The following is a 16,944-nucleotide window of genomic DNA, read 5'->3' on the forward strand; positions in this document are numbered from 1 at the left end:
TCGAAGTGGAAGTGCAGTAATGTACGGAGCGGACGAGTACTAATCGGTCGAGGACTTAACCACGAACCAATTCAGGTTTAGCAGGTAAGAAAATATAAGGTTGATATTCAGTTTTGAGTGATCTAAGTATAGATTACTTATAAAAAAACAATGTGTGGTGATGGTAGCAAGAAGGATACACCTGTTCCCATGCCGAACACAGCAGTTAAGCTTCTTAGCGCCGATGGTAGTTGGACCTTTGGTCCTGTGAGAGTAGGTCGTTGCCATGCATTGTTAAATTTTAATCATTCCGCAATAGCTCAGCTGGTAGAGCGCATGACTGTTAATCATGATGTCGTAGGTTCGAGCCCTACTTGCGGAGTAAGGTTAAATCGGAGAGTTGTCCGAGTTGGCCGAAGGAGCACGATTGGAAATCGTGTAGGCATTTATTAAATGTCTCAAGGGTTCGAATCCCTTACTCTCCGTTAGAAACTTAATATTATAATGGTCCGTTGGTCAAGTGGTTAAGACACTGCCCTTTCACGGCGGTAACACGGGTTCGAATCCCGTACGGATCATTAACATTTTAATAACATGGAGGATTAGCTCAGCTGGGAGAGCGTCTGCCTTACAAGCAGGATGTCGGCGGTTCGATCCCGTCATCCTCCATTAATACCAAGGTCCGGTGGTGTAGGGGTTAACATGCCTGCCTGTCACGCAGGAGATCGCGGGTTCAAATCCCGTCCGGACCGTTTTTTAAAATGTAGGCTTGGTAGCTCAGTTGGTAGAGCACTTGATTGAAGCTCAAGGTGTCGGCGGTTCGATTCCGTCCCAAGCCATTCATGGTGGGGTAGCGAAGTGGCTAAACGCGGCGGACTGTAAATCCGCTCCTTCGGGTTCGGGAGTTCGAATCTCTCCCCCACCATTGTATTATTAATGGGGAATTTAATAATTTTGCCTTTTAATAGGGGCATAGTTTAACGGTAGAACTACGGTCTCCAAAACCGTCAATGTGGGTTCGATTCCTACTGCCCCTGTTTAATTTTAATAATATGATGATGGCGATTGTGGCGAAGTGGTTAACGCATCGGTTTGTGGATCCGACACTCGTGGGTTCGATTCCCATCAGTCGCCTATATTTTATATAATATAGGTTGTAATATTATCATTGGGGTATAGCCAAGCGGTAAGGCAACGGACTTTGACTCCGTTATGCGTTGGTTCGAATCCAGCTACCCCAGTCGCTAGTACCATTGTTATAATGGTACTATTTTATTTAATACAATGGCGGTATAGCCAAGTGGTAAGGCACGAGTCTGCAAAACTCTGATCGCCGGTTCAAATCCGACTACCGCCTTTACTAAATATTATTTTATTATCGCGGGGTGGAGAAGCTGGCATCTCGTCGGGCTCATAACCCGAAGGTCGTAGGTTCGAATCCTACCCCCGCAATTTTTTAATTATCAAAAATTAATATCGAGACAATGGCTTTTATGCCGGTATGGCGGAATTGGCAGACGCGTTGGACTCAAAATCCAATGTCCTTTGCGGGACGTGTCGGTTCGACCCCGACTACCGGTATTTATTAATTGATTTAATCCACGTTAGAACACTTGCCCTATGCCTAAGTAAGTGTTTTTTTATTGCAGTTTTTTAAGTTATTATTGAGACAAGGTTGGTGATCTTATCAGGTTACCAGCCTTTTTTGCGCTCTGTTCCTTCTATATAATAGTGCGAATTTTGAGGTTGAGATTTTTTGCGTCAATTATGGATTGTTATATTTCTTCGATAATGTCCGAAATTTGTCCAAAATATTATCTGAAGTATAAATTTTTTTAGTAAATGCGACATTCTTATCAGTATGTGTAGTAGGGTGTATTTATTTTTCCTTCTTAAACCTATTTGTCTACGATATTTTTACCAAAATGATACAAAGTTTACGAATGAAATCATCATATTTCTGATTATCCATGATTAAACGCGTAAAAGCGTCACTATGAAAACCCAAAGTGATGCTTTTTCCTGAAAAGCGACACTATGAGAACCCAAAGTGACGCTCTTACTCAAAAAAGTGTCACTTTCCGACAAATTCGCGTATTCTGATTATCATCCAATCTAGCTCCCACTAAAAAGTGCTTTTTTGCACACATTTTTTGATACATGCACTTATAATTTATGATATGATTAAGGATGTACTTATTATTTTAGAAAGCTGGATTGATGTGGAATGGTGAAGGAATATAAGCAGATTCCGGTAAGGGAAAGTAACTTAGCCGGAACAAATAAATTTAAATTAATTTTCTTGGGTTTAGTAACGGGTTTATTTAGCGGAATGCTTGCGGTGGCTTATCGCTTTGTATTAGCTGAATTGGATACGATTCGTGATTCGATATATAACATGCCATTTTCGATTAATTATTTATGGATGTTTCTCGCAGCGTTTGTATTCGGTGTGATAGTCGTTCAGTTATTAAAGTGGGCACCGTTATCTGGAGGATCTGGAATACCTCAAATCCGAGGAGAGTTACTAGGCAGATTGTCAATGAATCCGGGACCGACCTTTATTAGTAAGTTTCTTGGTGGTTCTTTGGCTAACTTTATTGGGTTAAGTTTAGGGCGTGAAGGTCCGTCAATTCAGTTAGGTGGAGTGACCGGAAAGATTGTTGGGAAGTTATTCAAGACAGATAAATTAACTTCCAATTATTTAATTACGGCTGGAGCGAGTGCTGGTTTGTCGGCTGCATTTAATGCACCGATTGCTGGGACTTTATTTACTTTAGAAGAAGTGTACGGTTCTTTCTCACATTACTTATTATTACCAAGTATTATTGCGAGTATTACAGCAAACTTCGTTTCATTTATATTTGCAGGTAAGATTTATTCTTTCTCTTTTAGAGTGAATCAAACGATTGATATGAACGATATTGGTTGGGTAGCCCTTGTTGGTTTAATTGCAGGTTTAGTGGGGATTTTATTTAATCACTTTATGGAATGGACACGACGTTTCTTTGCTTGGACAAGGTTAAAACCAATCTATTTAGTACCGTTGATTTTTATGTTGACGGTCGTTGTTGGATTATTTTCACCTGAGTTATTAGGTGGAGGGCATCATTTAGTGGAGCATATGGTTGTTGCACCGATTAGTGTGGGGATGTTAGTCTTTTGGTTGATAGGTAAGTTAGTCTTTACCAGTATATCCTATAATAGTGGAGTTCAAGGAGGTATTTTCTTGCCAGTCCTAGTTTTAGGGGCAATCTCTGGATTACTTGTTTACCACATTAGTGGGCTAGAGCCAGTTTATATGGTGAATTTTATCATCTTAGGTATGTCGGCGGTGATGACCGCAGTTGTTCGAGCGCCTATTATGTCAATTGTACTCGTAATGGAGATGACAGGGTCATTTACTCACTTAATCATGTTATCCTTCGCTTCAATTATCGCCTTCATTGTAGGAGAAATCACTCGTACAGAGCCTATTTACGAAACTTTATATAACAACCTGATTCAGCGATTAACCCCTCAAAAAGTGGAAGAAAGTGAATTAATCGTGTCGACGTTTACAATTGGACCAGAAAGTCCACTAAAGAATACGTTAATCTCTGATTTGAATTTGCCGACAAATTTACTGATTGTTGAAATTAATCGAGAAGGATTAAACTTGCTTCCTAAAGCAGATGAGTCGATTAAAACGTTAGATACGGTGATGGTTTTACATAATGTATTAGACACAGAGCTAGTTCATAATTACTTTACACATGAAGATTAGATAATACACATTTAATGAAAGTCGATTCCAACTGGAGTCGGCTTTTTTGTTAAAATTTTACATAATAGATAGCAATAATTACTTATTTGTTAGGATTATAGAGTTATTTTATTGATTTATGTTAGATTTATTTACATATAATGATATATATAAGTTGCGAAAGAGGGGTGTTTTCGCGTATAATAAGTATTGTTAGAATAATATGAGAAAAGTTTCTACAATTATTAAAATTCAAGGAAAGTTGGAGTGAAACATGAAGTTTTTTAGATGGTTATCTATGAGTTTAGTTGTAATGCTAACCGTACTTGTCGGTGTACCGGTAATGAATACGGTTGTGCAGGCACAAGAGGATAATGAGCCTTACATTATTGCTACAGATACAACATTTGCCCCATTTGAGTATCAAGATGAGAATGGTGACTTTGTTGGGATTGATATGGACCTATTGGAAGCAATCGCTGAAGATCAAGGTTTTGAATATGAGATAAGACCACTAGGATTCAATGCAGCTTTACAGGCTGTAGAGAGTGGACAAGTTGATGGTATGATTGCAGGTATGGGAATTACAGAAGAGCGACAAGAATCTTTTGACTTCTCAGATCCGTACTATGAAGCAGGAGTGCAATTCGCTGTTTTAGAAGATAGCGATATTGAATCGTTAGAAGATTTAGAAGGAGAAAATGTTGCCGTTAAGACCGGTACAACCGGTATGGCAGCAGCTGAATCAGTGGCTGATGAATACGGCTTTACGATTTCAACCTTTGAAGATTCAGTTAACATGTATGAAGACTTACAGGCAGGAAATTCTGTCGCAGTCATTGAGGATTACCCAGTGATGGCTTATGCAGCACAAACAGGTGGTATTCCATTACGCTTTATCGGCGAACAAATGGAAATAACCGATTATGGCTTCGCTGTTCAAACAGGTGAGAATCCAGAATTAATTGAAATGTTCAATGCGGGGTTAGAAAGTGTCCGTGAATCTGGTGAGTTTGATGAAATTATTGATACACATTTAGGTGAGATTGATTTAGCTGAATCAGAATCAGATTCTGAAGAAGAGGAAAGTTCACAAGAATCAGAAGCAGCAGTTGTCGCTGATCCAGATCGAACTTATATAATTGGTACAGATACTACGTTCGCACCATTTGAATACCAAGATGAGAATGGTGATTTCGTTGGTATCGATATGGACTTATTAGAAGCAATCGCTGCAGATCAAGGTTTTGAATATGAGATCAGACCACTTGGTTTCAATGCGGCTTTACAAGCTGTTGAGGCGGGTCAAATTGATGGTATGATTGCTGGTATGGGGATTACTGAAGAGCGACAAGAATCTTTTGACTTCTCAGAACCATACTTTGAAGCGGGAGTTCAATTTGCGGTTTTAGAAGACAGCGATATTGAATCATTAGAAGACTTAGAAGGTCAAAATGTTGCAGTTAAGACCGGTACAACGGGTATGGCAGCAGCTGAGTCAGTGGCTGACGAATACGGCTTCACAATCTCAACATTTGAAGATTCAGTCAATATGTATGAAGACTTACAAGCAGGAAATTCTGACGCAGTGATTGAAGATTACCCAGTGATGGCTTATGCAGCTCAAACAGGGGGTATTCCATTACGCTTTATCAGCGAACAAATGGAAGTAACAGATTATGGATTCGCTGTTCAGACAGGTGAGAATCCAGAATTAATTGAAATGTTTAATGCGGGACTCTCAAATGTTCGTGAGTCAGGTGAATTTGATGAAATTGTTAATACGCATTTAGGCGATACAGACATGGCGAATGCAGACCCAAGTTCCGAAGGGGAAGAGGGTTCAGAAGAAGCTGAAGAAGTTGTGGCTGATCCGGATCGTACTTATGTGATTGGTACAGATACAACATTTGCACCATTCGAGTTCGTTGGAGATGACGGCGAATACGTTGGTATTGATATGGATTTACTTGCAGCCATCGCTGCAGATCAAGGCTTTAATTATGAGATTCGTCCATTAGGATTTAACGCGGCTTTACAAGCTGTTGAGGCGGGTCAAATTGATGGAATGATTGCTGGTATGGGGATCACGGAAGAACGTGAAGAGTCGTTTGATTTCTCAAACCCATATTATGAAGCGGGAGTTCAATTCGCAGTCTTAGAAGATAGTGACGTTGAGTCATTAGAAGATTTAGAAGGTCAAAACGTTGCTGTTAAGACTGGTACAACAGGAATGGCAGCAGCTGAGTCAGTGGCTGACGAATACGGCTTTACGATTTCAACATTTGAAGATTCAGTCAATATGTATGAAGATTTACAAGCAGGAAACTCTGTTGCAGTTATTGAAGACTACCCAGTAATGGCTTATGCGGCTCAAACAGGGGGTATTCCATTACGCTTTATTGGTGAACAAATGGAAGTAACTGATTATGGATTCGCAGTTTCTGAAGGTCAGAACCCAGAATTAGTTGCTTTATTCAATCAAGGACTAAGTAATATTCAAGCCTCTGGTGAGTATGATACAATAATATCGAACTACTTAGGTGAGGAAGAATTAGAAGAAGAATCTTCTTCAAGTGGTTTCTTCGGTTTAATCGAACAAAATGGTCGTGCTTTACTTAACGGATTATGGACAACTTTATGGATTACATTAGTGTCATTTGCAATTGCAGCCGTTATTGGTATTATCATTGGTTTAATGCGCACGTCTGGTAATATTATCTTATCATTCATTGCTCAAGTGTATATTGACTTGATGCGTGGTACGCCGATGATCGTATTATCATTCTTCGTATACTTCGGTATTCCACAATTAACAGGTTGGACATTCGGAGCGGTAGCAGCCGGGATTACTACCTTAAGTATAAACGCAGCGGCTTATATTGCTGAAATTGTACGTGGTGGTATTAATGCGGTTGATGTCGGACAAGATGAAGCGGCACGAAGTTTAGGGTTGAACAAAGGTAAGACAATGAGACGAATTATCTTACCGCAAGCGTTCAGAATTATGATCCCTTCATTCATTAACCAGTTTGTTATTACACTGAAAGATACATCAATTCTATCAGTAATTGGTTTAGTAGAATTAACTCAAACAGGTCGAATTATTATTGCTCGTACTTATCAATCAGGAGCAATGTGGTTAATCGTTGGATTAATGTACATTATCTTGATTACAATCTTAACTAAGATTTCTAATAGACTAGAAAAGGATGTGTAACCAATGGCAGAGGTAAAAGTAAAAGGATTAAAGAAAAGCTTTGGTAGTAATGAAGTTTTAAAAGGCATTGATTTGCATGTAAACTCAGGAGAAGTTGTTTGTATTATCGGCCCTTCGGGTTCAGGTAAATCAACATTACTTCGTTGCCTAAACCGCTTAGAAGAAATCAACGGCGGTGAAGTGAATGTTAATGGTGTGAATATCAGTGCAAAAGATACAGATATTAACTCTGTTCGTAAAAATATCGGAATGGTATTCCAACACTTTAACTTATTCCCCCATTTAAGTGTTAAAGAAAACATCACTTTAGCACCGGTTGAACTTGATGTGTTATCAAAAGATGAAGCAGATAAAAAAGCATTAGATTTATTAAATCAAGTTGGACTTGATGATAAAGCTGATGCATATCCAAACTCATTATCAGGTGGACAAAAACAACGTGTGGCAATTGCGCGTGCATTAGCCATGGATCCAGATATTATGTTGTTTGACGAACCAACGTCAGCACTTGACCCTGAGATGGTTGGAGATGTTCTTAACGTTATGAAAGATTTAGCGGCACAAGGAATGACAATGGTTGTTGTAACTCACGAAATGGGATTCGCTCGTGAAGTTGGAGACCGTGTCATCTTCATGGATGGTGGCTATGTAGTGGAAGAAGATCTTCCTTCAGTACTATTCAGTAATCCTAAAGAAGAACGTACGAAATCATTCTTAGACAAAGTATTAGTTTAATTAGTATTTGAACGAGGTAGCTTTCGGGCTACCTTTTTTATTTTCTTAAAATATTTAAAAATGTCTTGGAATTATCCAAATAGGCTTGTTGTTTCAGCGATTCTCGACTACAATATATCAAGATATAAAGGAGCGATTAAATATGAAAAGCAGTGTTGAAAATGTAATGAGTTATAAAGATATAAATGTTCCTGAGGAAAAATTAACAATTGAAATACCTTCATGGGATGCCGTGGCACAACCATTAGTTGACCATGCGCGCAGACAATATGAAGAGATGATCAATGAACCGGTTGACGAATTAACGAACGAAATGGTAGACGCTCTAGCTTTACCAGGGGTTAAAACAATTCAACAACTTAAACAATCGGGGATGGAAGTATACCAACGTAACCAAACACAGTTACAATTCTATAATGAAGTTTTACCATTCATCTTAAAATATTATGCAGACAACTCAAACGTCATCTTAAATAGTGAAGAACGCGACAGTTATGTTACGGATTATTTAAGACAAGTGAAAGCTTACGCCGATCAATATAACATGCCATTAGAGCAATATGGGCGTGAACAATTAAAACTTGAAGGAAATATTAATGAACAACTTGAGAAACGTGCGGAAGAAGACTTTATCTTTAAAGTGATTGCACATCGTGTCTTTGAGAATCAAGGTGGACGTTTAGATGAAGAAGCTTACGAGCAATTTATTCACCGTAATGTTGTCCAACAAGGGGCAGACGAAATCGAGTTAAGAGAACGATTCTCCTATAATGCATTTAAAGAAATGATGCCAGAAATGTCTCTATCACAAGATATTTACGAGTACTTCAGTAAACGTATTACCTTTAAAATCAACCCTGATGCAAAACTTCGTGTGTAGAATAATATTGAACTTATCATTAAGATAGATATAATAATGTTATGTCTAAAATTAAAGCAAACAAGAAAGGAGGGTTGTATTGGAGAAAGATAAAATGAAGCGTTACGGAATAATTGGAGGCATTGCCGGTGGTATTGTCATTGTATTGGCTGTCATCTTTTTCTCTATTGGGCAACCCTTTACAAATAAATCCGCAAATTCACTCGGTGAAGAATTCAATCAAGCTGAAGAAATTACACCCGCTGAACTTGTGGAACAACATCGCTATGACACTTTGTATCTTCAACCAAAAGCGAGTGTCCTAATAGAAGATTTAAGATCATCCGTTGTAAATGTGGGTGTAGCGAACCGAACAGAAACTCCGCTTCTAACGGAAGTCGCTGAAAATGATGGGGAATTAACCCCAGAAGAAGAGTTACCTGAGATTGTTCCGTGGTTTTACTTTAGTCCGAATGTGGCGCTTGTCTCACCCACTTCTTATGTGAATCAAGAACGTTTATTGTCTGAAGAAAGTTTAAACGGCTTTGCTTGGTATGAAGTTGAGGGTGAAGAATTATTATATCGTAACGATGCGCCATATACGGGGTGGCATAACATACCTGAGGAAGGTTGGTTCTACTTTCTAATAGGTAAGCAACAAGATATTGGCTTTAGTTTGGAAGAAGCTGAAGAATTAACTCAACACCGTAATATGTTATTAAATTTAGTACCTTCTGATGCACCTGATTTCTTCTTTATCGAAAGACCTTATGAGTATACAAAGATGAGTGAGGTCAAACCTGTTGATTACAGTATTCTTTATAAAACAACAGATTCATTGATTCTTAGTGCACCACCTAAGACACAAAACTCAACAATGATAACGACAACAGAAGGTTTCTATGATATGCCGATGGAAGTTGTTGCTGAGTACACTTCTTTCGATGAAGAATGGTTACATGTTTACATTGGTTATGAGGAATTAGGTTGGGTTCGAAAAGATGAGACAGGTACAGATTACGTGGAAACTTACTACAGCGAACGTGAACTGCTAGATACGATGGAAGCAGTCATTTGGGAAGAAATTGGAATGATCAACGCGAACGTCGGAGCGTCTTTTATTAATAATGAAACGATGGCACAAGTTGATATTAATAACCAACAGTTCTGGCCAGCAAGTACGCAGAAAATCTATGTACTTGGTGAAGTCTACCATCAATATAAGACCGGTGAATTATCACCAGATACTTATGTAACGATGACGGATTGGGATAAAGTGCCCGGTGCGGGAATTATTCAAGGGCAACCAAGTGAAAGTATGTATACGGTTGATGAACTTGTTGATTTAGTCACAATTTATAGTGATAATACAGCCGCAAACTTGTTAATTGATGTAGTAGGTGGGGGATATGTTATTAACCCGCATATCCATCAATTAGGCCTTTACGAGACGTATGTGAATGGGAAGTATTATAGTGAAGATACTTACTTTACAACTACGCCTCATGATGCGGCGCGTTACTTTGCCTTATTAGATAACAACCAAGTCAATGGTGAACCGTGGGATGCGATGTTAATTAATAAGTTGACAATGAATACACATAACTTCTTACGCCAATATATTCCGTCTTCAACAACGTCTTGGAATAAGTCTGGTTTAGGAGAGACAGAGCAAAATGATATCGCCACATTTATCACACCATATGGGGCTTATTCTTTAGCTGTTTACACGTCTTATCCAGGGAATTATGACAGCATTTCAGACCAGGTAGGGAATTTATCTCTTCGTGTTCATAATGTCTTTAATGAATTAAGATCACAGTTGTGGATATCTGTGGATTAATCACACTTTTAGCAAGTGCCGTTTCGGTGCTTGCTTTTTTGTTATAATTTTTATCGTATTTAAGAAAGCGTTTTGTTATAATAGATGTCATATAAAATAAGGGAGTGATATTATGAATCAACGTGAGAATATTTTAAAACTTATCGAACAAGATAGCCGCTTAAAAACGAGTGAAATCGCGACAATGCTTGATATAGAAGAGAGTGTTGTTGAACAAATTATTATTGAGTTAGAAGAAGAGAAAGTCATTATCGGCTACCACACTTTGATTAATTGGGATAAGACTGAAGATGAATATGTTTCAGCGATGATTGAAGTGAAAGTGAATCCACAACGCGGTCAAGGCTTTGATCGGATTGCGAGTTTGATTTACGATTTTCCAGAAATTGAAGCAATGTATTTAATGTCAGGTGGGTATGATTTTTCAATTGAATTGAAGAAAGCACCCATGCGAGAAATTGCCCGTTTTGTGACAAGGAAATTATCTGTGATTGATGAAGTTCAGTCGACAGCAACGCACGTTATTTTGAAAAAATATAAAGATCATGGAACATTATTTGATAATGATGATCACGATCGTAGGATGGGGATTTTTTTATGAGAGATTTCGTGAATGAACACGTCAAAAAAATAAACCCTTCAGGAATTCGCCGCTTTTTTAATATTGCTAATGAGATGGATAATGTTATTTCATTAGGAGTGGGGGAACCTGATTTCGATACACCGTGGCATATTCGTGATGAAGCGCGCGACGCAATGAGTCGTGGACGGACATTCTATACAGCTAATGCTGGTTTGATGGAGTTACGAGAAGAAATAGCTGGGCGACTAAGTCGTAAGCATCAATTAGATTATAATCCTAAAGAAGAGATTTTAGTGACGATTGGTGGGAGTGAAGCGATTGATATTGCTTTACGGGCAACGGTTTGTCCCGGGGACGAAGTTATTTATTTAGAACCGGGCTATGTTTCTTACTTGCCTTGTATTGAGTTGTCTGGCGGGGTTCCCGTTCCGATTGCTTTACAAGAAGCAAATCAATTCCGTTTAACGGCGGAAGAACTAGAAGCAGCGATTACACCGAAGACGAAGATTGTTATTATGAATTTTCCAAACAATCCAACTGGTGCAATATTAGAGCAAAGTGACATTGATGCGTTAGCTCGCGTTATTATGCAGCATGACTTGCTTTTAGTGACAGATGAAATTTATGATGATTTGACCTATACTGAAAGTGCGCATGTAACATTGGTTTCAGTACCAGGAATGAAAGAGCGCACAGTTTATATTAATGGTTTTTCTAAAACCTACGCGATGACCGGTTGGCGTTTAGGCTATTGTTGTGGGCCGAAAGCAATTATGGAACAGATGATTAAGATTCATCAGTTTACAATTATGGCTGCACCGACACTGAGTCAATACGCTGGTATAGAAGCTTTGAAAAATGGGGATGCATCGGTTGAAGAGATGCGCCAAAGTTACAATCAACGTCGACGCTATCTTTTAAAAGAGTTAGATCGAATTGGCTTAACTTGCTTTGAACCTTTAGGAGCATTTTACATCTTCCCAAATATCCAAGAATTCCAGATGTCTTCAGAAGATTTTGCGACACAATTACTGTTAGAAGAGCATTTGGCTGTCATTCCAGGGTCTGCCTTTGGGGACAGTGGAGAAGGGTACATCCGAATCTCCTATGCATATTCGATTAAAGAACTGAAAGTCGCAATTAATCGCTTAGAGCAATTCGTTCACAGATTAAGAGAGAAAGCATTGTACGGCGAAGTAGCACATTAATAACATGATGGAGGATATTATGACTAAACAAAATGGACCACTACCAACACGTGATTTATTAAATAAAGAAGAGACTTGGGACTTATCATTACTATTTGCAACCCAAGCAGAGTACGAAAAAGCAATAGAAGCCTTAAAAGAAAAAGTAGCAACTTTTAATACAGATTATAAAGGGAACTTAACAAATGTTGGAACGATTTTAAGTGCTTTAAATGATTTTGATGATATCAATGTTAGGATGGGGAAAGTATTTCAATACGGTTCTTTAGCCTATGAAGTAGATAAATTAGATGATACGAATGAAGCAAATGCGTTAAAATTAGGCCAATTAAGTGAGTGGCTTGGCGTTCGTTTATCATTTTTTGAATCGGAATTAGCGAACTTATCTGAAGAGATGTTAAATGAATTATTAGTGACTGAGGAAGGGCAAAGATTTAAAGCTTTTATCGATCGAATCAAATATAATAAACCAATGATGCTAGATCCTATGATTGAGGAAACTCTAAGTAGCTTATCGGGATCACTAATGAATCATAGTGATATGTATAATACAGTTAAATTCCAAGACATGGTCTTTCCAGACTTTGTAGTGGGTTCTGAAACTTACAGCAATTCCTTTGCTGGTTTTGAGCAAGATTTTGAAGGGCATATGAATAAAGAAATTCGCCATGCTGCTTGGAAATCATTCCACCAAGGCTTAAGCAACCATCAACATACGGTTGCTGCCAATTATATTAACCATGTTCAAACTGAGAAGAAAATGGCAACTTTACGTGGCTTTGATTCTGTGTTTGATTATTTACTACACGATCAACAAATTTCACGTGATAGTTATAATTTAATTATCGATACCTTAACTACGGAGTTAGCGCCAGTATTTAGACGTTACGCGAAGTTATTAAAAGAAGAACAAGGGTTGGATAAAGTTACTTTAGCTGACATTAAGATGCCATTCTCTAAAGATGAACCGATGTCGATTAGTATTGATGAGAGTCGTGAGATGATTGAGTCAGCTTTATCTGTCTTTGGGGATGAGTATTTAAGTTATGTGAAGCAAGCCTTTGAAGAACGCTGGATTGATTACCCGATGAACCAATCAAAATCAACAGGTGGTTTCTGTTCAACGATTGCTGATGGACCGTCTTATATTCTGCTTAACTGGACTGGTTTATTAAGTGAAGTGCTTGTGCTAGCCCATGAGTTAGGCCATGCAGGGCATTTCCAATTAACTTATCAAAACCAATTAAGTATTACACCGGAAGCAAGCTTGTATTTTGTTGAAGCACCTTCAACAGCAAACGAAGTCATTATGTGCCAATATTTATTAAATCAACCGATTGAAAATGATGCGAAACGCTCATTAATTGCGGAATTTATTACAAGAACTTACTTCCATAATATGGTGACACATTTATTAGAAGCGGATTTCCAACGCAAAGTTTACGAAGCAGTAGATAATGATGAAGTATTAAATGCTAACCGTCTAAATGGGTTCTTTAAAGAAACGTTAGAAAACTTCTGGGCAGATGCTGTAGAAATCAATGATGGTGCTGAATTAACTTGGATGCGCCAACCACATTACTATATGGGCTTATACTCATATACTTATTCAGCTGGTTTAACGATTGGAACTCAAGTGGGTCAGATGATTGCTGATAATGATCAAGAAGCTGTGTCAGCTTGGTTAGACAATTTAGCAGCAGGCGGAACGAAAGATGCGCTTGAATTAGCAGCCAATGTGGATGTAGATATGACCAATGCGGACGCGATTCGTCAAGCAATTCAATTCGTTGACGGCTTAATCGATCAAATCGAAGAGCTTGCTTAAGTTACAGTTGTGTTACAAAAATGGAGTTATGCAACAAAAGAGTTAAGGGTCATTAACAGATGGCTTTTAGCTCTTTCTTTATATTTGAACTTGAGTTAATATATCATAAGTCATCAAATATGATATTTAATTATTTTAAATATAAAGGGGTATTACATAAATGAGAAAATCACTAAAACTTGTGGCAGCTACAATTGCAGTTTCTGCTTCATCAATGGCGATCAATAGTGCTGAAGCACAAGTCATCGGTGATAACGAAGCATCAGGGACTTGGACCGAGCGTTCAATCGTAGATGTTGCCGATTCAATAAATAAAGAAATTGCTGAGACAGGCAAATATACAATTCAATGGGGAGATACTTTATCAGTTATCGCAGAAGCATTAGGGCTATCTGTTGAAGAAGTATCAGTATTAAACCAACTTGAAAATCCTGACTTAATTATTGCAGGATCAACATTAGCATTTAACGAAGAGCACCATCAAGTGACTTTCGCTAATGAAGATTTAGGTGAAGAAGTGACTTACTCAACTGAAACTGGTGAAGAAGTAGAACCAGTTGAAACAGAAGAGGTTATCGAAGAAGTCGTAGAACCAGAAGTAACTGAACCAATGACTGAAGATGGTTTAGTATTAAACACAGTTGAAGAATGGATTGCGCCTGAAACGCAAGAAGTTGAAGAAGCTGAAGAAGTATCAGAATTCACTTATGAAACAGCAGAGGTTTCTTACCCAGAAAACTTAGTCACTTGGGAAGAAGAAGTAACAGAAGAAGTTGTTGCTGAAGAAACACCTGTAGTCGAAGAAGAAATTATTGAAGAATCAGTGGTAGAAGAGCTTGTACTAGAAGAAGAAACCACTGAAGTTGTGGAAGAAACTCCTGTCGTTGAAGAAATTGTTGAAGAAGAAATCGTAGAAGAAGTGGAAGAACCAACTTACGAAACTGATTTAACTGTTCCTGAAGAAACTCAACCATGGGAAGTAGTCGAAGAAGAAGAGCCAGTGGTAGAGGAACCTGTTTATGTGGCACCTGAAGTCGAAGAACCGGTTTATGAAGAGCCTGTCGTTGAAGAACCTGTTGTTGAAGAGCCAGCTTCTGGTTCAATTGACTACTACTCAGCAAGTCTAGGTTCAATGCCAGAAAATGCTGGTCTATCTGAATCTGAATTAGCAGCTAAATTAGAAATCCGCCGTCGTGAAAGTACACATAACTATGATATTTATAGTGTATCTGGAAACCACTACGGAGCTTACCAAATGTTAGATTCATACTTCTCGACATATGGTTACGGTGACAGATCACCAGCCAGTCAAGAAGCAGCATCTAATGGATATGTTGCAGAACGCTACGGTAGCTGGCAAGCAGCCTTAGCTCACCACAACGCAAACAACTGGTATTAAAATTTAACTATATTTTAAAAAAAGTCGAAACAACTAGAAATAGTTGCTTCGGCTTTTTTTCTTAGACTTTTGTTGGCTTGATTAATACTAATAGGCATTAAATTATCGTCTTCTCATATTTAAAATTTATATTTGTCTTTTCACTTCAGATAGTGCTAGAATACTTTTAGAGCTAAGACAAAGGAGTTATTTTGAATGAATCACAAAACAATTATGGAGTTTCATGGGGGCTTAGATACGATTGGCGGTAATATAATCTCGCTGGAGTATGCTGGCTATCGTATTATTACAGATTTTGGCGCAGTTGTTGGTGTTGATATTAATGAATTGGCATATCAGAAAAATACACAAGCATTATATGACGACAACAAATTGCCTAAAATTGGTGGCCTATTTAGACAAGAAGCTTTAGAAGATAATTCAACATTAAGTTATGAAGCTTCAGACTTAAAAACGATTGTATTAATTTCACATCTACATTTGGACCATGTGGGGAGCTTGGCTCATTTACATCCGGATATTCCTGTCTATGCAACCGAGACAGCGGTTGCTTTATATCATTCGTTGAACAAGCACGAATTTCTACCGGACTATCCAGTAAATTGGACACCAGTAAAACCCGGTGAGACGATTGAACATGGTGAGTTTTCAATTACTTTTCATCTAAGTGATCATGATACGGAAGGGGCGGCAAGTATCTTTATTAAAGCTCCTGATGTTAAAGTGATTTACTCAGGAGACTTGAGATTAAGTGGTTTCCATCCGGAAAGAGTGATGGAGACAACCATTAAAGCAAAAGCTTTCCAACCAGATATCTTATTACTTGAGGGAACAAGTTATAGTTTCAGCGAAACGATTGAACCATCTGCCCTTGATAAGGCATTAGAACCACTGATTGAACGCTTAGGCAGTCACACAGAATTTGGCTTAATGCGAGACGTACGTGCTTTAATTAAAGACTCAGATAAATTAGTAGCATTTAATGGTTATCCACAAAATGTGGATCGTGTGGTTGAATTAGCGCATTTATTCAATGAGTATAAACGCACCTTTGTACTGCAAGCGAGTCTATATAATCTTGCATTCGAATATGTCAAAGACTTAGATTATGTCGCTCCTTTAGCAACTGAAGATGCGAGCTTTGGTGTGAGTGTTCAACAAATTCAGGCAAATCCTGAACAATTTGCACTTCAAGTGGATGAATTCACTTACGAGCAGCTATATGTTCTACCAAAAGGAATCTTACTTCATTCAAATGGTGTTCCTTTAGGAGCATTCATGGAAGGTTATGAAACTTATATTCGTGGCTTACATGATAATGGTTGGCGAGTGGTTGATGCGGGTGTGTCAGGACATGCATCTAAAGAAGATTTATTAGCGGTTGCCTACACAATTAACGCAAAAGTCACCGTTCCTTGGCACACAAAATTGCCAGAACTATACAGTGAAGCCCTTGAAACATATGGAGTGACAACTTGGTTACCAGAATATAACAAGCAATATTCCATCGATTCAATAAAGGAACTGAGTAAATAGAGGAGAGAT

The 16,944-nt window shown here is 38.3% G+C and carries 10 protein-coding genes, 13 tRNA genes and 1 rRNA gene; all 24 read left to right on the top strand.

What is annotated here, in order from left to right; genetic code table 11:
• Nucleotides 1–153: 153 nt before the first annotated feature.
• The 24 genes from rrf to ACEN3Z_RS07125 all read left to right on the top strand — a co-directional run bounded on the left by rrf (nucleotide 154) and on the right by ACEN3Z_RS07125 (nucleotide 16,935).
• Nucleotides 154–269: ribosomal RNA gene (gene rrf, locus ACEN3Z_RS07010) — 5S ribosomal RNA — on the top strand.
• 19 nt (nucleotides 270–288) lie between these two features.
• Nucleotides 289–361 (top strand) — tRNA-Asn (locus ACEN3Z_RS07015).
• 12 nt (nucleotides 362–373) lie between these two features.
• A tRNA-Ser gene (locus ACEN3Z_RS07020) sits at nucleotides 374–464 on the top strand.
• Nucleotides 465–485: 21 nt separating this feature from the next.
• Nucleotides 486–557 (top strand) — tRNA-Glu (locus ACEN3Z_RS07025).
• An 18-nt stretch (nucleotides 558–575) separates the two neighbouring features.
• Nucleotides 576–648: transfer RNA gene (locus tag ACEN3Z_RS07030), tRNA-Val, on the top strand.
• Nucleotides 649–658: 10 nt separating this feature from the next.
• A tRNA-Asp gene (locus ACEN3Z_RS07035) sits at nucleotides 659–731 on the top strand.
• A 14-nt stretch (nucleotides 732–745) separates the two neighbouring features.
• Nucleotides 746–818: transfer RNA gene (locus ACEN3Z_RS07040), tRNA-Phe, on the top strand.
• Nucleotides 819–823: 5 nt separating this feature from the next.
• A tRNA-Tyr gene (locus ACEN3Z_RS07045) sits at nucleotides 824–904 on the top strand.
• 41 nt (nucleotides 905–945) lie between these two features.
• Nucleotides 946–1,016, top strand: a tRNA-Trp gene (locus ACEN3Z_RS07050).
• A gap of 24 nt (nucleotides 1,017–1,040) precedes the next feature.
• Nucleotides 1,041–1,113 (top strand) — tRNA-His (locus ACEN3Z_RS07055).
• 35 nt (nucleotides 1,114–1,148) lie between these two features.
• Nucleotides 1,149–1,220: transfer RNA gene (locus ACEN3Z_RS07060), tRNA-Gln, on the top strand.
• A gap of 45 nt (nucleotides 1,221–1,265) precedes the next feature.
• Nucleotides 1,266–1,336: transfer RNA gene (locus ACEN3Z_RS07065), tRNA-Cys, on the top strand.
• 22 nt (nucleotides 1,337–1,358) lie between these two features.
• Nucleotides 1,359–1,431, top strand: a tRNA-Met gene (locus ACEN3Z_RS07070).
• A gap of 43 nt (nucleotides 1,432–1,474) precedes the next feature.
• Nucleotides 1,475–1,560 (top strand) — tRNA-Leu (locus ACEN3Z_RS07075).
• Nucleotides 1,561–2,206: 646 nt separating this feature from the next.
• Nucleotides 2,207–3,745 (top strand): ClC family H(+)/Cl(-) exchange transporter, encoded by a 1,539-nt coding sequence (locus ACEN3Z_RS07080; RefSeq protein ID WP_407090293.1) that lies wholly within the window; start codon nucleotides 2,207–2,209, stop codon nucleotides 3,743–3,745.
• A gap of 253 nt (nucleotides 3,746–3,998) precedes the next feature.
• A complete protein-coding gene (locus ACEN3Z_RS07085) occupies nucleotides 3,999–6,944 on the top strand; it encodes an ABC transporter substrate-binding protein/permease (protein ID WP_407090294.1) in 2,946 nt (981 codons plus the stop codon).
• Between the two features lie 3 nt (nucleotides 6,945–6,947).
• Entirely contained in the window at nucleotides 6,948–7,679 is a 732-nt protein-coding gene (locus ACEN3Z_RS07090; RefSeq protein WP_407090295.1) for an amino acid ABC transporter ATP-binding protein, read from the top strand.
• A gap of 142 nt (nucleotides 7,680–7,821) precedes the next feature.
• Nucleotides 7,822–8,559 (top strand): hypothetical protein, encoded by a 738-nt coding sequence (locus ACEN3Z_RS07095; RefSeq protein ID WP_138404577.1) that lies wholly within the window; start codon nucleotides 7,822–7,824, stop codon nucleotides 8,557–8,559.
• A gap of 79 nt (nucleotides 8,560–8,638) precedes the next feature.
• The gene (locus tag ACEN3Z_RS07100) at nucleotides 8,639–10,381 is read left to right on the top strand and encodes a serine hydrolase (RefSeq protein WP_407090296.1); all 1,743 of its coding nucleotides are present in this window, start codon (nucleotides 8,639–8,641) and stop codon (nucleotides 10,379–10,381) included.
• Nucleotides 10,382–10,493: 112 nt separating this feature from the next.
• Nucleotides 10,494–10,982, top strand: coding sequence for an Lrp/AsnC family transcriptional regulator (locus ACEN3Z_RS07105; RefSeq protein ID WP_407090297.1), 489 nt, complete (start codon nucleotides 10,494–10,496; stop codon nucleotides 10,980–10,982).
• Complete coding sequence (locus tag ACEN3Z_RS07110) at nucleotides 10,979–12,172, top strand: pyridoxal phosphate-dependent aminotransferase (protein WP_407090298.1); 1,194 nt, start codon at nucleotides 10,979–10,981, stop codon at nucleotides 12,170–12,172. The genes ACEN3Z_RS07105 and ACEN3Z_RS07110 overlap by 4 nt, the downstream gene beginning before the upstream one ends.
• Before the next feature lie 19 nt (nucleotides 12,173–12,191).
• Complete coding sequence (pepF, locus tag ACEN3Z_RS07115; protein WP_407090299.1) at nucleotides 12,192–14,000, top strand: oligoendopeptidase F; 1,809 nt, start codon at nucleotides 12,192–12,194, stop codon at nucleotides 13,998–14,000.
• Nucleotides 14,001–14,160: 160 nt separating this feature from the next.
• Nucleotides 14,161–15,399, top strand: a complete 1,239-nt coding sequence (locus ACEN3Z_RS07120; RefSeq protein WP_407090300.1) for a LysM peptidoglycan-binding domain-containing protein — start codon at nucleotides 14,161–14,163, stop codon at nucleotides 15,397–15,399.
• A gap of 195 nt (nucleotides 15,400–15,594) precedes the next feature.
• Nucleotides 15,595–16,935, top strand: coding sequence for an MBL fold metallo-hydrolase (locus ACEN3Z_RS07125; RefSeq protein ID WP_407090301.1), 1,341 nt, complete (start codon nucleotides 15,595–15,597; stop codon nucleotides 16,933–16,935).
• The last annotated feature ends 9 nt before the right edge of the window (nucleotides 16,936–16,944 follow it).

The sequence above is a fragment of the Ruoffia sp. FAM 26254 genome (assembly GCF_045528545.1).
Lineage (GTDB): Bacteria > Bacillota > Bacilli > Lactobacillales > Aerococcaceae > Ruoffia > Ruoffia halotolerans.